Annotated in this window: 16 protein-coding genes; 4 read left to right on the plus strand and 12 right to left on the minus strand. The window is 60.0% G+C overall.

Annotated elements, in window-relative coordinates:
• Positions 1 to 20: 20 nt before the first annotated feature.
• Both ACIPL2_RS02895 and ACIPL2_RS02900 read right to left on the minus strand, forming a co-directional pair.
• Positions 21 to 1,589, minus strand: coding sequence for a phospholipase D family protein (locus ACIPL2_RS02895; RefSeq protein WP_401352817.1), 1,569 nt, complete (start codon positions 1,587 to 1,589; stop codon positions 21 to 23).
• A gap of 303 nt (positions 1,590 to 1,892) precedes the next feature.
• Positions 1,893 to 2,792, minus strand: coding sequence for a LysR substrate-binding domain-containing protein (locus ACIPL2_RS02900; RefSeq protein ID WP_401353354.1), 900 nt, complete (start codon positions 2,790 to 2,792; stop codon positions 1,893 to 1,895).
• Between the two features lie 126 nt (positions 2,793 to 2,918).
• Here ACIPL2_RS02900 and ACIPL2_RS02905 point away from each other — a divergent pair, with 126 nt between their 5' ends.
• A complete protein-coding gene (locus tag ACIPL2_RS02905) occupies positions 2,919 to 3,866 on the plus strand; it encodes a DMT family transporter (protein ID WP_401353356.1) in 948 nt (315 codons plus the stop codon).
• Positions 3,867 to 3,906: 40 nt separating this feature from the next.
• Here the strand turns inward: ACIPL2_RS02905 and ACIPL2_RS02910 are convergent, their stop codons facing one another.
• A complete protein-coding gene (locus tag ACIPL2_RS02910; protein ID WP_401352819.1) occupies positions 3,907 to 4,845 on the minus strand; it encodes a LysR substrate-binding domain-containing protein in 939 nt (312 codons plus the stop codon).
• Positions 4,846 to 4,970: 125 nt separating this feature from the next.
• Here ACIPL2_RS02910 and ACIPL2_RS02915 point away from each other — a divergent pair, with 125 nt between their 5' ends.
• Positions 4,971 to 5,360: a tautomerase family protein gene (locus tag ACIPL2_RS02915; RefSeq protein ID WP_401352821.1), complete on the plus strand. Its 390-nt coding sequence runs from the start codon at positions 4,971 to 4,973 to the stop codon at positions 5,358 to 5,360.
• Between the two features lie 83 nt (positions 5,361 to 5,443).
• Here the strand turns inward: ACIPL2_RS02915 and ACIPL2_RS02920 are convergent, their stop codons facing one another.
• The 5 genes from ACIPL2_RS02920 to ACIPL2_RS02940 all read right to left on the minus strand — a co-directional run bounded on the left by ACIPL2_RS02920 (position 5,444) and on the right by ACIPL2_RS02940 (position 11,615).
• Positions 5,444 to 6,313 carry an enoyl-CoA hydratase gene (locus ACIPL2_RS02920; RefSeq protein WP_401352822.1) on the minus strand — a complete coding sequence of 290 codons (870 nt, stop codon included), beginning with the start codon at positions 6,311 to 6,313 and terminating at the stop codon, positions 5,444 to 5,446.
• Between the two features lie 49 nt (positions 6,314 to 6,362).
• Positions 6,363 to 7,604 carry a CaiB/BaiF CoA transferase family protein gene (locus ACIPL2_RS02925; RefSeq protein WP_401352824.1) on the minus strand — a complete coding sequence of 414 codons (1,242 nt, stop codon included), beginning with the start codon at positions 7,602 to 7,604 and terminating at the stop codon, positions 6,363 to 6,365.
• Positions 7,605 to 7,628: 24 nt separating this feature from the next.
• A complete protein-coding gene (locus tag ACIPL2_RS02930; protein WP_401352826.1) occupies positions 7,629 to 9,296 on the minus strand; it encodes a GMC family oxidoreductase in 1,668 nt (555 codons plus the stop codon).
• Between the two features lie 81 nt (positions 9,297 to 9,377).
• Positions 9,378 to 10,013 (minus strand): TetR/AcrR family transcriptional regulator, encoded by a 636-nt coding sequence (locus ACIPL2_RS02935; protein WP_401353358.1) that lies wholly within the window; start codon positions 10,011 to 10,013, stop codon positions 9,378 to 9,380.
• Positions 10,014 to 10,091: 78 nt separating this feature from the next.
• Positions 10,092 to 11,615 carry a CoA-acylating methylmalonate-semialdehyde dehydrogenase gene (locus ACIPL2_RS02940; RefSeq protein WP_401352827.1) on the minus strand — a complete coding sequence of 508 codons (1,524 nt, stop codon included), beginning with the start codon at positions 11,613 to 11,615 and terminating at the stop codon, positions 10,092 to 10,094.
• Between the two features lie 274 nt (positions 11,616 to 11,889).
• On the opposite strand from ACIPL2_RS02940, the gene ACIPL2_RS02945 reads away from it, so the two are divergent.
• Positions 11,890 to 12,324, plus strand: coding sequence for a cupin domain-containing protein (locus tag ACIPL2_RS02945; protein ID WP_401352829.1), 435 nt, complete (start codon positions 11,890 to 11,892; stop codon positions 12,322 to 12,324).
• 111 nt (positions 12,325 to 12,435) lie between these two features.
• A complete protein-coding gene (locus tag ACIPL2_RS02950; RefSeq protein ID WP_401352831.1) occupies positions 12,436 to 13,257 on the plus strand; it encodes a DeoR/GlpR family DNA-binding transcription regulator in 822 nt (273 codons plus the stop codon).
• A 118-nt stretch (positions 13,258 to 13,375) separates the two neighbouring features.
• Here the strand turns inward: ACIPL2_RS02950 and otnI are convergent, their stop codons facing one another.
• The 4 genes from otnI to otnK form a co-directional block, all read right to left on the minus strand.
• Positions 13,376 to 14,158, minus strand: a complete 783-nt coding sequence (otnI, locus tag ACIPL2_RS02955) for a 2-oxo-tetronate isomerase (protein WP_401352833.1) — start codon at positions 14,156 to 14,158, stop codon at positions 13,376 to 13,378.
• A gap of 90 nt (positions 14,159 to 14,248) precedes the next feature.
• Positions 14,249 to 15,709 (minus strand): SLC13 family permease, encoded by a 1,461-nt coding sequence (locus tag ACIPL2_RS02960; RefSeq protein ID WP_401352834.1) that lies wholly within the window; start codon positions 15,707 to 15,709, stop codon positions 14,249 to 14,251.
• A gap of 189 nt (positions 15,710 to 15,898) precedes the next feature.
• Entirely contained in the window at positions 15,899 to 16,537 is a 639-nt protein-coding gene (locus tag ACIPL2_RS02965; protein ID WP_401352836.1) for an aldolase, read from the minus strand.
• Complete coding sequence (gene otnK, locus ACIPL2_RS02970) at positions 16,534 to 17,826, minus strand: 3-oxo-tetronate kinase (protein ID WP_401352838.1); 1,293 nt, start codon at positions 17,824 to 17,826, stop codon at positions 16,534 to 16,536. The genes ACIPL2_RS02965 and otnK overlap by 4 nt, the downstream gene beginning before the upstream one ends.
• Positions 17,827 to 17,828 lie beyond the last annotated feature (2 nt).

Genomic DNA, 17,828 nt, shown 5'->3' on the forward strand with positions numbered 1-17,828 from the left:
GGTGTAGCCGCATTTTTTAGCTATAACATCCTCTCCAGCCCAATGGTGCTGCTAAGCCATGAATTGAAGCGTCGCCACCAACTCCCCGGTTCCTTGGTCAACGTATGCTGTTTACCGTCGTCCTCGGTGACCCAGACCAGTTGATTATTTTCCAGCAGCGCATGATAACTGAGGGTGGGTGCCATACCCTCCAGGGCCAGTTCGCGCACCCGTCCGGCGAGTTCCGGATTATCGACCAACACCCCGACTTCGGTGTTCCACAATAACGAGCGCGAGTCGAAATTGAACGAGCCGATAAACGCTTTCTGCTGGTCGAAAATCATCGCCTTGCTATGCAGGCTGGAGTCGGAACTATCGGCCGATCCGCCGTGAAACAGCCGCGGTCCACTGTCACCATTGTCGCCAGACTGGCGGCGTAATTCGTACAACTGCACACCGTGCTCCAACAAGGTTTTGCGATAAGGGGCGTAAGCACCGTGCGCGGCGGGCACATCGGTGGCTTCCAGTGAGTTGGTCAGCAAGCGGATCGACACGCCGGTGTCGGCACGATGGGTCAAGTACACCACCCCCGGCTGACCGGGCACCATGTAGGCCGAGACCATGATCAGCTCCTTGGTAACCCCGTTAAGCTCGGGTGCCAACTGGGTGGTCAAAAGCAAGTGCGCGGGTGGTTCGCCCTTCGACAAGACCTTGCTTGGAGCATCCCACAGCGCTTTGTTCCAGGCCCAGATCAGCTCCCGGCGCCACACATGCAGGCGTGGGTGAGTGGTGTACGTCATCAATTGTTGGTAGAGCGCATGATTCTGTAGGCGCGTTTCTTCCAGGGATTCGTCCAGTCGGGTCCGGGTATTTTTCAGATCCCTGGGTGTCGGCCTGGTCGAGAGAAACTGTTCGATCGGCGTGCTCAGAGCACTGTTCCAGTACTGGTCGAAACTATGCCCCAACTGCTCTGCAACCGGGCCGACACTGAGCATGTCGATGTCGGTGAAATTTTTGTTGGGTTCGGCATCGAAATACTCGTCCCCCAAATTGCGCCCTCCGACGATTGCCACGCTGTTGTCCACCACCCACAATTTGTTGTGCATGCGCCGGTGTTGTTGCGACAGGTTGAACAGCCGGCCCATCGTTCGCGTCACCACGGTGCTGCGCCCTAAATGCAACGGATTGAACACGCGAATCTGAATCTGTGGATGCGCAGCCAGCGTCGCGATAATTCGGTCCAGGTCATCGCTGGTGGTGTCATCGAGCAGAATCCGCACGCGGACTCCGCGGTCAGCGGCGTCGAGCAGTTCGCTCACCAATATCCGCGTACTGATGCCGTCGTGAACAATGTAGTACTGCAAGTCGAGGCTGCTTTGGGCGTTGCGAATCAGCTCGGCGCGGGCGTTGAAAGCTTCAGCACTATCGGATAGCAAGCGAAAACCCGATTGGCCCTGATGCGGGGCAACCTGAGCCTGGATGGAACGACCGAACGCCGAATTGCTCGCAGGCAAGGCCTGACTGGGTTCGTGAGGGACATCGAGTGTCGTACAGCCACCAAACAGCAAGGCGAGCAACAACAGAGGAAGCAGGGGCTGTTTGATTCTCACGGAGCGTACTCCGAGGGTGGCGATCAGGGATGCCGGATCCCGAAGAATGACCAGTTGGTTCCACCCGCGTTCTGGTCGTATCGACCTTGCGCACTGTTTCTTCGATCTGCGGAGTTGTTTTTGGAGCGTAGTTCATCCGCTGGCATCAACGGTATTTGCACCAGGCGGAAAAAACAGCAATCGGCAAGGAAAAAAACCAACTGCCAAAGCTTATGAAAATGACACCGCGACTCATTTTCATAGCAACGCGGCTCAGTCGACAAAACGGATGATGCCGCGACGATCCGTCTACCGTCCTAATAATCACGTTCTTGCTGAAGTCAAAATCCACTGCCGAAAAACCTCGGCACAGGGCGATAGCTTGCGGTGTTTCGCTGACACCAGAAACTCTCCATTCCCCGTCACGCACTCAAAAGTGGTGACCCGCTGCAATTCCCCTTTGGCGACGGCCTCGTCTCCCATGAAAGTCCAGGCCAAGCCAATCCCCATGCCTTGTTGTACCGCGCGGAACGCCAACGTGAGCTGGTTGAACACCGGGGCCTTGTCGGGAGCCGTGTAGTCAATTCCGAAATGGTCGAACCACTGATGCCAATCCAGGCAATGCCAGGCCGAGGTATCGATCTGTACCAGGTTGGCACCAACCAACTGTTCGAGGGTTTCAATTGCACTGACGTCCAGCGATGGATGAGCGACCGGATAGACGATTTCAGGCAGCAGGAAATCGCTGTTCAACGACCCCCACTCTCCTTCGCCATACAGAACCCCCAAGTCGAAATCATTGAGGCTCGCCTCGTCAAACTCATTGATCGCATGCACATGGACGGCGATGTCGGGATAAGCCTTGTTGAACTCGATCAGTTTGGGGAACAGCCAGAACTGTGCGAGCGCATGGGTCGCCAGTATCGAGACAGCGTTGGCCTGATGGACATTTCGAATCCGCGTGACGCTCTGGTACATCGTCGTGAGGAGCACGTTGACCGTGATCAGTAATTCCTTCGCGGCCGGCGTGAGCATCACCCCGCGCGGCTTTCTCTCGAACAGCGGCACGCCGATGCATGCCTCGAGCTGGCGCATCTGTTTGCTCACTGCGCTTTGGGTCAGATACAACTCCCCGGCAGCGCCCGTAAAGCTGGAGTGACGGCCAACCGCCTCGAACGTAATCAGGGTCTCCAGAGGCGGCAACGTGCGCAGATAGCGATTGATGAGACTGCTCCTTATGGCGAAGCGCCGTTAACGCCATTCCGGAGCGGAATGGGTGACCGATTTTTTATCGCATGTGGCGGATAAATTCCACCGATAGAATTTCTCCAAAGAAATTATCGAGCCGAGCTGATGAAAAACGGGATTGTGTTTGCATTGCTGGCGGGAGCGATCTGGGGAGGCGTGATTCTTGGCCCCTCACTGCTGCCGGAATTCAATGCCGTTTTGATCAGCAGCGTCAGGTTTGCCCTGTACGGGCTTATTTCTCTGGCCGTTGCCCTGCCCATGGCCTCTCACTTGTGTTCTCAATTGACCCGCAGCGATGTAGGGATGTTGTTGCGTCTTTCCCTGACCGGCAACGTTCTTAACTATGCGTTGCTCGGGGCGTCTGTTCAGCTCAGCGGCGTGACCGCGGCCTCGTTGATCAACGGCATCATGCCGGTGGCCATCACGTTTTTGGGGCGCGCTGACGTTGGATCGCTGGCAATAGGCAAGCTCAAGCTGCCGCTGCTGATGGTATTCCTCGGGATCGTATCGATCAGCCTGGAACACGCGGGCAGCCATTCATCGAACGTCGCCCTGTCTTCGCAGCTGCTGGGCCTCGCCTGTGGATTCTGTGGCGTGGTCAGTTGGTCGTGGTACGCCACGCACAATGCCCGCTACCTCAAGCAAAGCCGGTTTAACAGCAGTGAATGGTCAACCCTGTTAGGCATCGCCACCGGAACAGTCGCTGTAGCGTTTGGCCTCGGTGCCTGGTTGCTGTTTCCGAACCTGATCCCTGCCAACATTGAAAGCAGTCGGTGGGCGGATTTTCTCTGGGTCTGTTTGTTCCTGGCGCTGTTCGGCTCGTGGGTCGCCAATGGGCTATGGAATGCATGCTCACGGCGAATGGCGGCATCCCTCAGCGGACAGATGATCGTCTTCGAAACGCTTTTCGCTTGTGTCTATGGCTTCTTGTACGCACAACGACTGCCGAGCGTTCTGGAGCTGGTGTCCATCGCCCTGCTGGTGGGCGGAGTCGTTTGGGCAGCGAGGCGCCATCGCGTACCCAACGTGAACCTGGAAAGACCTGCCTGATCTCGCGAGCGACGTGCCACTGGTGGGGCACCTACGCGCATCAGCTAAAACCAGCTACAAATCGCCCACGCAGGTAGTCGACAAAAACGCTGACGGCTCTTGGCACATGGGTGGAATAAGGACGCACCAGATAGATGTGCTCAGGGAAGGCGCCGACTAATCTCCACGTGGGCAACACCGGCACCAGGCTTCCGTTCTTCAGCCCGGCTTGCGCGCTGAAGTCGGGCAAGAGCGCGATGCCCAAATCAGTCAGCGCCGCGTCACGCAACGCTTCGCTGTTGTTGGTGGCGAAGGTGCCTTTGATCGGAACCGTCAGCCGCTTCCCCGTCACTTCGGCGCTGTCAGGGGCTTCGAAAGCCCAGGCCGGCATGTCGTTGCCTCGCGGGTAAAAGAGACAGTTGTGTTCCACGAGATCCTCTGGACGTTGGGGTTCACCGAATTTTTCCAGGTAGCTGCGGGTTGCAACCAGCACGGAATGCGTCGCGCATAATTTCCAGGCGACATGGGTGTCCGGGATCTGATTGCTGTGCCGAACCGCCAGGTCAAACCCCTCAGAGGCGATGGCGGAAATCTGATCGGAAACGTCAAGCTGCACCCGGACTTCGGGATAGTCGTTGAAGAAACCGGCCAGCACCGGAACCAGTTGCTGACGGGCAAATGCGACCGGCGCCGTCAGCCGTAGCAGGCCCCGTGCGACGCCTGCAGAGTCTCGAACATCGGAAAAACTCCGGGAGATTTGCTCATAGGCACTGCGCACGTCACGCACCAGAGCGTTGCCCGCATCGGTCAGTCGCACGCTGCGAGTCGTGCGCTGCACCAGGCTCAGGCCCGTGGCCTTTTCCAGTTCGACAATGCGCTGGCTTACCGCTGACTTGCTCACCCCGAGTCTGATCGCTGCCGCGGTGTACGTGCCCTGCTCTGCAAGGATCGCCAGCCAGTGCACATGGGTCCAGAGTCGTTCGACTTCCACTTTAGGCATGATCTGATTGTTCTCGTAGGGAAACAATGAATTCGATTTTTGCACCTCGTCATGAACAAAGCAAAGGCTTAGTGTGGGCCCCAAGACCTGCGATGCAGGCAGCCCATTCTCTGGAGATTACCCACATGCCCCTGATGAAATTCGATGTCGTAGAAGGTCGTGACGACGCGCAGCTCAAAATCTTACTGGATGCGGCGCACCGTGCGATGGTCGTTGCGTTTGAAGTGCCCGAACGTGATCGTTATCAGATCGTCAACGAACACCGCCCGAGCCGCATGATCGTCGAAGATACCGGTCTGGATATTCCACGAACCAAAGACGTGATCATTATCAGCGTCACCAGCAGACCACGCAGTGAAGCCTCGAAGATCAAGTTCTACGAGCTGCTCACTCAAGAGCTGCAGGCCCATTGCAATATCCAGCCCAGCGATGTGATGGTTTCCATTGTGATCAATGACGATGCCGACTGGAGCTTCGGCAACGGACGCGCGCAGTTCCTGACGGGCGAACTCTAAGCTTCACCCGCCACGGCCTCCTCTCGGTGTAGCGGGCTTGGCAGCCCGCTCCCCGCCTCCAAAAATCCCTGTCTCAATCCCCTTCAACGATGCCGAAAAACCGGCGCCCGTTTGGCGAGAAACGCCTGCATACCTTCCTTTTGTCCATCCGTTGCAAATGCCGCCTGGAACAATCTGCGCTCGTGCAGCATGCCTTCCGCCAGGCTCACTTCCTGGGCGCGATTGACCGCTTCTTTGGCCATTCGCACGGCCGGGGCGTTGTAGCCGGCGATGGTGTGTGCCGCCTCTAGCGCGGTTTGCAGCAAGTCAGCGGCAGGCACCACTCGGGCAACCAGTCCGGCCGATTTGGCTTCGGTGGCGTTGATGGTGCGACCGGTGAGGATCATGTCCATCGCCAGTGCCTTGCCAACCGATCGGGTGAGGCGTTGCGAGCCGCCGATCCCGGGCAGGATGCCCAACTTGATTTCCGGTTGGCCGAACTGCGCGTCTTCTGAAGCGATGATGAAGTCGCACATCATCGCCAGTTCGCAACCGCCACCCAGCGCATAGCCACTGACGGCCGCAATGATCGGTTTGCTGACGGTGAGCAATTGCGACCAGGCAGCGAACACGTCGTGTTGTTGCAGATCGACGAAGGTCTTGTCCGCCATTTCTTCGATGTCCGCACCGGCGGCAAACGCTCGTGGGCTGCCGGCGATGACGATGGCGCCGATGTTGTCATCGGTATCGAAGCTGTGCAGCGCTGCGACGACTTCGCGGGACATGGCCACGCTCAGCGCATTGAGGCTCTTGGGTCTGTGCAGCGTGATCAACCCGACGCGTTCGCGCCGTTCGACCAGGATCGACTCGTAACGCGGCGCCGCTGCGCTTCGGGTGTCTGTTTCGGTGCTGGTTTTGACGCTGGTGATGGCCGATTTCTTGTCGTGGATGGCTGGAGCTGTTGCAGCTGTCATGGAGAATTCTCCTGGGGAATTGGGCAGGATTGAAAAATCGGATGGTGTTTTAGATGGCTTCTTGCAGCAGCGATTCGTCGAACGGGCCCGTGGCGGGCGCGTAGTCGCCGGTGTTCGACATCAGCTGCGAAAGGATGCGCTCACGGTGCTGATCAAGACCGGGCGCGCGCAGCGGCGTGGTGACATCGATGTCGGCATAGGCATTGAGCTTGATCGGGTTGCCGGCGGTACGGAAAGCACGCCCGCCCTCGCCCTGCACCTGGATGATCATGTTGCGGGCGGCCAGTTGCGGATGCTCGAACAGCTTGTCGATGGTGTTGATCGGTGAGCACGGCACGCCTGCTTCGTTGAGTCGGTCAATCCAGTGCGCGGCGGGAGCGGTCAACGTGATTGCCTGGATCGCCTCGATCAACGCCGGGCGATTGCGGCAACGCTGGGCATTGCTGAGGAACTGCGGCTCCAGCGCCATTTGCGGGTTGCCCAGCGCGTCGGCCATGAGCATGAACAACTGGTCATTACCCGCGGCAATGATGAAGCGCCCGTCTTGCGCGTCATACGCTTCAAACGGCGAAAGCGAGGGATGCGCGTCGCCGGTACGGGTGGGCACCTTGCCTTCCACGTCGTACGTCGCCAAGGCGGTTTCCATCAGCGCCGCCTGGCAGTCGAGCATCGCGATATCCACGCGAGAACCCTGTGCATCGCGGGTCCGTTTATACAGCGACGAGACGATGCCGATCACGGCAAACAGCCCGGCGCTGAGATCGCCGAAGCTGGTGCCGACGCGGGCTGGCGGTGCATCGGGCCAGCCGGTCAGGCTCATGATGCCGCCCATGGCCTGGACCACCATGTCGTAGCCCGGCAGGTCACTCATGGGGCCGGTATGGCCGAAGCCGGAAATGGAGGCATACACCAAATGCGGATGAGTCTGCGCAAGCCGTTCGGCGCCGTAGCCCAGGCGATCCATCACGCCGGGGCGAAAGTTTTCGACCAGGACGTCAGCCTCGCCCAGCATGCGCTCGACCAGCTCGCGGTCGCGCGGGCTTTTGAGGTCCAGCGCAATGCTTTCCTTGCCTCGGTTGAAACAGGTGAAATACGCCGAGTCATCCTCGACGAAGGGGCCGAAGGCTCGCGTGTCGTCGCCGGTGGCCAGTCGTTCGACCTTGATCACGCGGGCGCCGAGGTCGGCGAGCACCATCGTGCAATACGGGCCTGACAGCACGCGTGAGAAATCGAGGACGGTGATGCCGTCCAAAGGCCCCTTCTTGGCAGGCGAGCCTTGCGAGTTATCCATGTGATTATTTCCTCTTTGGATGGATTAGTGACCGGCAATGATCCAGCGCGCGGCTTTCTCCGCGATCATCAGCGTCGGGCTGTTGGTGTTGCCGCCGGTGATGGTCGGCATGATGCTGGCGTCGACGACCCGCAAGCCCTGGATGCCGTGGACACGCAGATGGCTGTCGACGACGGCCATCGGATCGGACGCCTTGCCCATTTTGGCCGTGCCCACCGGATGAAAAATCGTCGAGCCAATGTCGCCAGCCAGGCGCGCCAATTGCTCATCGGTCTGGTACTGAACGCCCGGTTTGTATTCCTCCGGGACGAAGTGCGCCATCGCCGGTTGTGACGCGATGCGACGGGTCATGCGCAGCGAATCCGCCGCCACGCGACGGTCTTCGACGGTGCTCAGGTAGTCGGGGGCAATGATCGGGGCGTCGCGGAAATCGGCGCTGCGAATCGACACCGTGCCGCGACTGGTCGGGTGGATGTTGCAGACGCTGGCGGTGATCGCGGGGAATGTATGCAGCGGTTGGCCGAACGCTTCCAGGCTCAACGGTTGGACGTGGTACTGCAGATTGGGCTGGACATAGGATTCATCGCTGCTGGTGAAAATGCCCAACTGCGAAGGCGCCATACTCATCGGTCCACTGCGTTTGAGCGCGTACTCAAGCGCAATCGCAGCCTTGCCCAGGAGCGTGTTCGCCTGGGTGTTCAAGGTCGGCGCACCGTGCACCTTATAGACCGAACGGATCTGCAAATGGTCCTGCAGGTTGGCCCCCACGCCCGGCAAATGCCGCACCACCGGAATCTGGTGATCATTCAGCAAGGCGGCATCGCCAATGCCAGAAAGCTGCAGTAATTGCGGGCTGCCGATCGCGCCGGCGCTGAGCACCACTTCACGCTGGGCCCGAACGATACGGGCCTGGCCTTGTTGAATCAGCTCGACGCCGCAACACACTTGCTGCCCGTCTGCACGCGGTTCAAAGCGCAGGCGAGAGACTTGCGCGCCGGTCCAGACCGTCAGGTTCGGGCGTTGTTTGAGGATTGGCCGGAGAAACGCTTTGGAGGCGTTCCAGCGCCAGCCGTTGCGCTGATTGACGTCAAAGTAACCGACCCCGCGATTGTCTCCGCCGTTGAAGTCATCGGTCGCGGCAATGCCGGCCTCTTCTGCTGCCTTGGCAAAGGCATCGAGGATGTCCCAGCGCAGGCGTTGTTTTTCAACGCGCCACTCGCCGCCGTTGCTGTGCAAGGTTCTGAAGCGCGCGGCCTGGCTGTTTTCACCCTCGGTTATCGCGGCGTCGAGGCGATAGTGATCCTCGTGGGCACGGAAATCCTTCAGGCAGGTTTCCCAGTTCCACTCCTCATCGCCGGTGACGGCTGCCCAGTGCTCGTAGTCCTGAGCCTGGCCGCGCATGTAGATCATGCCGTTGATACTTGAGCTGCCGCCCAATGTCTTGCCGCGTGGATAGAGCAATTCACGGCCGTTGAGTCCGGCGGATGGCGCGGTTCGGAAACGCCAGTCGGTACGCGGGTTATCGATGCAATACAGATAACCCACGGGGATGTGAATCCACGGGTAGTTGTCCGGGCCGCCGGCCTCGAGGAGCAATACGCGATGGTTGGGATCGGCGCTGAGCCGGTTGGCCAGCAGGCAGCCAGCCGTGCCGGCACCGATGATGATGTAGTCGAAACTTGGCTCACTCACTAGGACGCCTCACTTCTTACGAACGGTGCATAGGCTTGAAATAAATTAGACCGATCGTATATTAAAGGTGAAAAAAAGAGCCTAAGACCCTAGGCTCATCAAAAACATGTCTGCGAATACCCGTAACGGCTCACCGTTGCGTTCAAGCTTGGCGCGCAGAACCGCACCTTCCCAGCCAATCCAGAAAAACGCCGCCCAGCGCGCGCAATCCGCATTGCTGGCGATTTCGCCGGCCGCTTTGGCCTCCTCCAGGCAACGCTCGAACCGGGCCTGCCAATCCAGTAGTACATCGGTCAGCTGTGCCTGGAAGGATTCCGGCAGAGCCCCCATCTCCTGTCCCAAATTACCGACGAGGCAACCTCGGCGGAACTCGAAGCGCTGCATGCCCCGCTCTGCTTCCTCGCAAAAGGCTTCGATGCGCTTGAGCGGGGTCAGGCTTTCGTCGAGCAGAAACCGGTCAAGCTTGCGCACGAAATAACGGGCGTACAGCGTGATCAGTTCACTGCCGTACGCTTCCTTGCTGGCAAAGAAGTGGTAGAAAGAGCCTTTGGGCACGCCGACTGACTTAAGTATTTCGTCAATGCCGGTGGCCGAAAACCCCTTCTCCGTCAAGGCGGCAACGCCGGCTCGGCACAGGGTTTCACGTGTCTCTCGGTAGTCGCCGACGGCTTTTGCCGGGCGACCACGCTTGCGAGGGATAGCAGTCATGTTCGTCATGTGCTGATTAATAGACTGGTCGTCTTTATAAATCAACTGATTTCTCACGCTTGCCTCCCTCTTATTGAAACGGTGGTCTTATTTCGCGGTCGGCATCGCGAACTCGGCGCCTTTGCCGATGCTTTCCGGCCAGCGCTGCATGATCGATTTTTGCTTGGTGTAGAACCGCACGCCTTCTTCTCCGTAAGCATGCATGTCACCAAACAGGCTCTTTTTCCAGCCGCCAAAGCCCTGCCAGGCCATAGGCACCGGAATCGGCACGTTGATGCCGACCATGCCGACCTGGATGCGGCGGCTGAATTCGCGTGCGACGTTGCCGTCGCGGGTGAAGCAGGCCACGCCATTACCGAATTCGTGGTCGTTGACCAATTGCACCGCGGTGGCGAAATCAGGCACGCGTACGCACGCCAGTACCGGGCCGAAGATTTCTTCTTTATAGATGCGCATGTCCGGGGTGACGTGGTCGAACAGCGTGCCGCCCATCCAGAAACCTTCCTCGCAACCTTCGCCAGCGTCCGCGGCATTGAAGTGACGGCCATCCACCAGCAATTGCGCGCCTTCCTTGATGCCTTGTTCGATGTAGCCCGTGATGCGGGCATGGGCGGCCGGGGTGACGATCGGGCCCATTTCGGCCGCCAGGTTGGTGCCGTTGAGCACCTTCAATGTCTTGGTGCGTTCCAGCAGTTTGGGTATGACTTTGTCAGCCACATCGCCGACCAGTACGGCAACCGAGATCGCCATGCAGCGTTCGCCTGCCGAGCCATAGCCCGCGCCGATCAGGGCGTCGACCACCTGATCGATGTCCGCGTCAGGCATGACCACCATGTGGTTCTTCGCGCCGCCCAGGGCCTGCACGCGTTTGCCGTGGTGGGCACCGGTCTCGTAGATGTAGTTGGCGATTGGCGTGGAGCCGACGAAGGACACCGCTTTTACATCCGGGTGAACCAGCAGCGCATCAACCGCTTCTTTGTCGCCTTGCACCACGTTGAACACGCCGTCCGGCAGGCCGGCCTTCTTCAGCAGATCAGCCATGAACAAGCTGGCGCTAGGATCGGTTGGGCTTGGCTTGAGAATGAAGGTGTTGCCCGCCGCGATGGCGACCGGGAACATCCACATCGGGACCATCACCGGAAAGTTGAACGGCGTGATGCCGGCGACGACACCCAAGGGTTGGCGCAGTGTCCAGTTGTCCATGTTGGTGGACACCTGATCGGAGAAGTCGCCCTTGAGCAACTGCGGAATGCCACAAGAGAACTCAACGATGTCGATCCCACGGGCCACTTCGCCCTGGGCATCGGTGAAGACCTTGCCATGCTCGGCGGTGATCAGGTGCGCCAGTTCGTCTTTGTGCTGGTTCAACAGCTCCAGAAACTTGAACAATACCCGGGCGCGGCGAATCGGCGGGGTGTTCGACCAGGCGGGAAAGGCAGCTTCGGCGGAGGCCACTGCGGCGTCTACGTCCTGCGAGTTGCCAAGGCGCACATGGCGAGTGACGGCACCGGTGGCCGGGTTGTAAATCGGTTGGGTGCGCACACCACTGCCGGCGACATGGGCGCCGTGGATGTACTGGGCAATCTCTTTATTGTCGCTGGCAATGGTCATGACAGGTCTCGCTGCGGTGAAGGAAAGTAAATTTCACCCCCAGAGTAGGCAGCGGTCATCGCCCTGACTACGGCAAAAACCTGAATTGATTGTTCGCTATGGCGAACAATCACTGAGAAGGATTTAACGGAAAATGCGCCAGGTCGCCCACCCCCTGGTTGCCCGGCTACTTGAACCAGGCAACGGATCAAGCGCAACCTTGAAAACCCCTTTGGATCGTCATGATCGAACCCGGGGCGCCCCTATCCCTGTTCATTTATCAATAGGACTGACCATGATCCTCAAGCGCGTAGGCTCGCAGGCATCGATAAAAGGCCCTGAAGCATTCTTCACCGGCACCGTGCGCATGGACCCACTCAACTCGCCACCGTTACCGGCTCGGGTTTCTGTCGTCAGCGTTACCTTTGAGCCTGGTGCACGTAGCGCTTGGCATACCCATCCGCTCGGTCAGACGCTGATCGTCACCGCAGGCTGCGGCTGGACGCAGTGTGAAGGCGAACCGATCGTGGAAATCCGTGCCGGTGATGTCATCTGGTGCCCGCCTGGTCCCAAACACTGGCACGGTGCATCGGCCACCACCTCGATGACCCACATCGGGGTCCAGGAAGCGCTGGACGGTGTCAGCGTCGTCTGGCTGGAAAAGGTCACCGACGAGGAATACAACGTCGGCCCGCCCGCTCTTGAGTCGAACGCCATCAAGCCTGAGTGACGGTCGTGGCGTGAGCGTACGAGGCATCGTCGCGCTACTGATCCCGCCACGGATTCGCTACTATGTTTGACCGTTACCCTTACCGTCAGCTTTCCTTTATTTGGAGCCCGAATGCCTAATCCCAAGGACATCGCCGCCGACAGCGGCGCACCGATGATTCCTGAGCAGCGCCGTGAATTGATGCTGCGCCAATTGCGCAAGCATCAGGTGCTGAGCGTTCATCAATTGATGGAGATGTTCGACTGTTCGCACATGACCATCCGCCGCGACATTGCGTTGCTGGAGCAGGAAGGTCGGGCTTATTCGGTAACAGGTGGGGTGCGGATCGCCAGCCAGCTGCACAGCGAGCCGAGTCATCAGCTCAAGGCGGTGGTCGAGTTGCCGCAGAAGCAGGCCATGGCCAAGCTTGCCGCGAAACTTCTGCATGCCGACATGACGATTTACCTGGATGCAGGAACCAGCACGCTGGAAATCGTCCCCTACATCAAGGCGTTGTCCGGCATGACCGTGGTGACGAACGACTTCAGTATTGTCCAGGCACTGATCGACGCGCCCCATGTCACGGTGATTCACACCGGCGGGCAGCTGGATCATTCCAATCAATCGTGCGTGGGCGGCCTGGCGGTGGCCACCTTGCGCCAGGTCGTCACCGATATCGCGTTCATATCGACCAGTTCCTGGGATTTGCGTCGCGGCCTGACCACGCCTTCGTCGCTGAAGGTGGAGGTCAAACAAGCGGCGATGCAATCGGCTTCGCAAGTGGTGCTGGTGGCGAGCAGTTCGAAGTACGGCACCTTCAGCATGTACAGGATCGCCGGGCTGGAGCAGTTCGACATCATCCTCAGCGACGACGCGTTGACCCCTGCCGCGGCCGATGGCATCCGCAAGCAGGGTGTCGAATTGATGCTGCCGTCCGACACCGCTTCGGCCTGAAACAACAGGCTTGTAGGCGCTTGCTTGCTCGCGATGGACGTTAAACGATAACGCGTGCTGCCTGGATGCACGCGCAGCCCTCAGGTTCTTCGCGAGCGAGCTCGCTCCTACAGGTTGCTTAGCGCGTCTTCCAGTCGCGCAACCACTGTAAGCCCGCCGAGGTGTTGCCGCGCGGCCGGTACTCGCAGCCTACCCAGCCGTCATAGCCCAACTGGTCGATCAGGTCGAACAGATAGGAATAGTTCACTTCGCCCAGGTCCGGTTCATGCCGATCCGGCACGCCGGCGATCTGGATATGGCCGATGCCATCGAAGTCCCGACGCAGTTTGGTCGCCAGGTCGCCCTCGACGATTTGGCAGTGGTAGCAGTCGAACTGCACCTTCAGGTTACTGGCGCCGACTTCTTTGCAGATGGCCTGGGCCTGATCCTGACGGTTGAGGAAAAACCCCGGCATGTCCCGCGTGTTGATCGGTTCGAGCAACACCGTGATCCCGACCTTGGCCGCCTGAGCAGTGGCGTAGGCGAGGTTTTCCAGGTAAACGCCGTGATGCCGCACCCGATCGTTTTCGGAGGGCAACAGGCCGGCCATGACATGGAGGCGTGAGTTGCCCAACACGCCGGCATATTCCAGGGCGCGATCGAAACCGCTGCGAAATTCACTCTCCCGGCCCGGCAACGATACGGTGCCCCGCTCGCCCGCCGTCCAATCTCCGGGCGGCGCGTTAAACAGGGCCTGCACCAGGCCGTTGTCGTTCAAGCGTTGCTTGAGTGCTTCAGCGCTGTAGTCATAAGGGAACAGAAATTCCACCGCTTCAAAACCATCGGCCGCCGCGGCGGCGAAACGGTCCAGAAACTCATGTTCCGGGTAAAGCATGCTGAGGTTGGCAGCAAAACGAGGCATGGTAGCTCCTATCAGATGGCTTTTTTGTTTGTAGGAGCAGAGCTTGCTCGCGAAGGCGATCTCGCTAGAAAGCCATGCGCCTACAGTTCGTTAGACAAAGGGCCAGATCAGCAGGGTAATACAGAAACCCAACGTACCGAGCAACGTGGTCAATACCGTCCAGGTCCGCAAGCCGTCAGCCACGTTCAACCCGGCCAGCTTGGTGAAAATCCAGTAGCCGGCGTCGTTGATATGCGACATCGCCAACCCGCCACCACCCATGGCCAGGCACAGCAGCGCCATGTGGTTCGGGGTGAGATTGAGGGTCACGATCAGCGGGCTGATGATGCCGGCCGTGGTCACCAGCGCCACCGTGGTCGAACCCTGCACCGCGCGCAACAGCATGGTCAACAGAAAGCCCAGCGCGAGCACCGGCAGACCGGTGGTGCGCAGCATATCGGAGACCACGGCGCCGATGCCGGTATCCACCAGTACCTTGCCGAATACGCCGCCGGCACCGGCAATCAGGATCACCATGGCCACGCCGGGCAACGCCGAACCGATCACATCAGACACCTGCGTGCGGCTCCAGCCCCGACGTGAACCCAGCAGCCAGGCGCACAGCAAGGTGTCGATCAGCAGCGCCACCAGCGGCGCGCCGAGCACGGTCATGATGCCGCGCAGGACCGATTCGGCAGGCAACAACGAGGTCGACAGCGTGCCCAGCAGAATCAGAATGATCGGCAGCAGGATCAGGCTGACGATCAAGCCGAACCCCGGTGCGGGTGCCGGCGGCAGCTTGGAAACGATGCTGCTGGTGGATTCTTCCAGGCCCATGTGCGAGACGGCCACGGCCGCTTGCACGGTGTTGGTGTCGTTGCCGTTGGACCAGGCGGCCAGATCTTCATTGGTGACATGCGGGCCATAGACTTCGGCACGAATATCGTCGGTCATCGGGTACACCCGACGGGTCATGCGCCCGGCCACACGGTAGCCGACATAGCAGAGGAACGCGGTGATCGGCAGACCGAACATCAGCACGCGACCCAGGTCCGCACCCAACTGACTGGCAGCGGCGACCGCGCCCGGGTGTGGCGGCAGAAAGGCGTGAACGGTCAGCAAGGCCGCACACATCGGCAGCGCAAACACCAACAGCGGCTTGCGCGCACTGCGAGCGACGCTATAAGCCAGCGGCATCAGGATGATCACACCGACCTCGAAGAACACCGGCACCCCGACCATGAACCCGGCAATGGTCAACGCCAGAGGCGTACGCCGATTACCGAAACGGCTGATCAGCGTCTTCGCCAGCGCCTCGGCGCCGCCGGAGAGCTCGATGATCCGCCCGATCATCGCGCCCAGGGCAATGATGATCGCGATATGGCCCAAGGTCTTGCCCATGCCGCCTTCGATGGTCGCGACCAGATCCGCCGGTTTCACGCCGGCGACCAGCGCCACCAGAATGCTCACCAGCATCAAGGCGACGAAGGGTTGAAATTTGTACTTGAGCACCAGGAACAACAACAGCGCGATGCCCACCCCGGCGGTAATCATCAGGATTAAGGGGCTCATTTCAGCAGCCCTCCACGCCGAGCAAACGAAAGGGTTGTGCCACTGGATCTGAGAATGCCGCCGTGGAGGAGAATCATGTTGGAATGTCCTGTTGTTATTGTTTTTTCAGGCAAGCCGGGGCCGACGAGAGTCGTTGCGCGGCTCCCGGGTAATGCCTGAGTGATCAATGTGTCGTGTGACGCCTGCGCGTTACCAGTGCGCGCCGAAGGTCTCTCGCAACTCGTCCAGTGCCGCTTGATCGAGCGGCTCGGGCTTGGGGTTGCTCATCAGCCACAGTCGAGCGGTTTCTTCGAGTTCTTCCAAGGCATAACTGGCCCGGGACACCGAGCTTTCCCAGACCACCGGCCCCAGCCGCTCAAGCATCACGCCGCGCACGCTGTTGGCCAGTTGGGCGACCTGTTCAGCCACCTTCGGCGAACCGGGTCGCTGGTAGCTGATCAACGGGATATGCCCGACTTTCATGACCTGATACGGCGTCAGTGGCGGCAAAATGTCGTCCTGCCTCCAGACACCGGCCAGGGTCAACGCCACCAGATGAGTGGAATGGGTATGCACCACGCCGCCGACACTCGGGTTACGGTCGTAGACCTGGCGATGCAACGCCAGGGTCTTCGAAGGCTTGTCTCCGGACACCCATTCACCGGCCAGGTTGACCTTGGCGATGGTCGCCGGATCGAGTCGCCCGAGGCAGACGTCAGTCGGTGTAATCAGCCAACCGTCGTCAAGGCGCGCACTGATATTGCCGGCGCTGCCGACGGTGTAGCCGCGCTGATACAGGCTGCGGCCGGCCTCACAGATTTCTTCGCGCAGGGCGTTTTCGTCACTCATTGCACACCTCCGGCGAGTTGATTCAAGGCCTTGCTGAAGAAATCCCGGCCACCGAAGTTGCCCGATTTGAGTGCCAGCGCCAACGGTTCGTCAGTGCTGCTGACGGTCGCGGGCACACCCGGATCGATCTGCGCGCCGATTTGCAGCAGCTGTACGCCGAGCGCCTTGACCACCGCGCCCGAGGTTTCGCCGCCAGCAATCACGAAGCGGCGCACGCCGCTGTCGCGCAGACCTTGGGCAATGTCGCCAAAGGCGTTTTCCACCAGACTGCCGGCCTGCTCGACACCCAGTTGCTGTTGCACCGACTTGACCTCATCCGGTGAGCTGGTGGCGTAGATCAATACGGTGTGTGGGTTATCTCGGGCGAAGGTCAAGGCTTGCGCCACCACCGGTTCACCTGCCGCCAAGGCCAGCGGATCAATGCGCAAGGCCGGTCGACCGGCTTCGAGCCAGGCCGCCACTTGCCCATTGGTGGCGATCGAAGCGCTGCCAGCCAACACCACTTCCCCACCGGACACGGCCGGGAGTTTCGAGGCATCGAGGTCGCGCAACTTGCCGGCGCGGCGGAAATTTTCCGGCAGGCCCAAGGCCAGCCCCGAACCACCGGTCAACAACGGCAGGTCGGCACAAGCGGCGCCGAGGGTGTACAGATCGCTGTCCGACAAGGCATCCGCGATGGCCATGCCGACACCTTGAGATTTCAACTCAGCGATTCGCGCACGGACCTGCTCGGTACCGAGGGCAATGGTGTCGTAGCGCAACAGGCCGACATTCAATTGAGTCTGCGATTGCAGCACGCGCACCAGATTGGCATCGGTCATCGGCGTCAGCGGGTGATGTTGCATGCCCGATTCGCTGAGCAGTTGATCCTGCACAAACAGGTGACCGCGGAAAATCGTCCGGCCGTTCTCCGGGAATGCCGGACACGCCAGCGTGAAATCGCTGTCCAAAGCCTTCAATAGCGCTTCGCTGACCTGGCCGATGTTGCCGGCCGCGGTGGAGTCGAACGTCGAGCAATACTTGAAAAAGATCTGCTCGCAGCCTTGTTCGCGCAGCCAGGCCAGCGCCGCGAGGGATTCTTCGACCGCCTCGGCGACCGGCGTAGTACGCGACTTCAGGGCAACGACGATGGCATCGGCATCAAGCCCGGCGGCCACTTCGGCGCTCGGGATGCCGATGCTTTGCACGGTGCGCATACCGCCGCGCACCAGCATGTTGGCGAGGTCCGTGGCACCAGTGAAATCATCGGCAATGCAGCCCAGCAACGGGCGTGCGGTGGAGATAGTCATTA

It is taken from the genome of Pseudomonas sp. NPDC086251, assembly GCF_044746405.1.
GTDB lineage: Bacteria > Pseudomonadota > Gammaproteobacteria > Pseudomonadales > Pseudomonadaceae > Aquipseudomonas.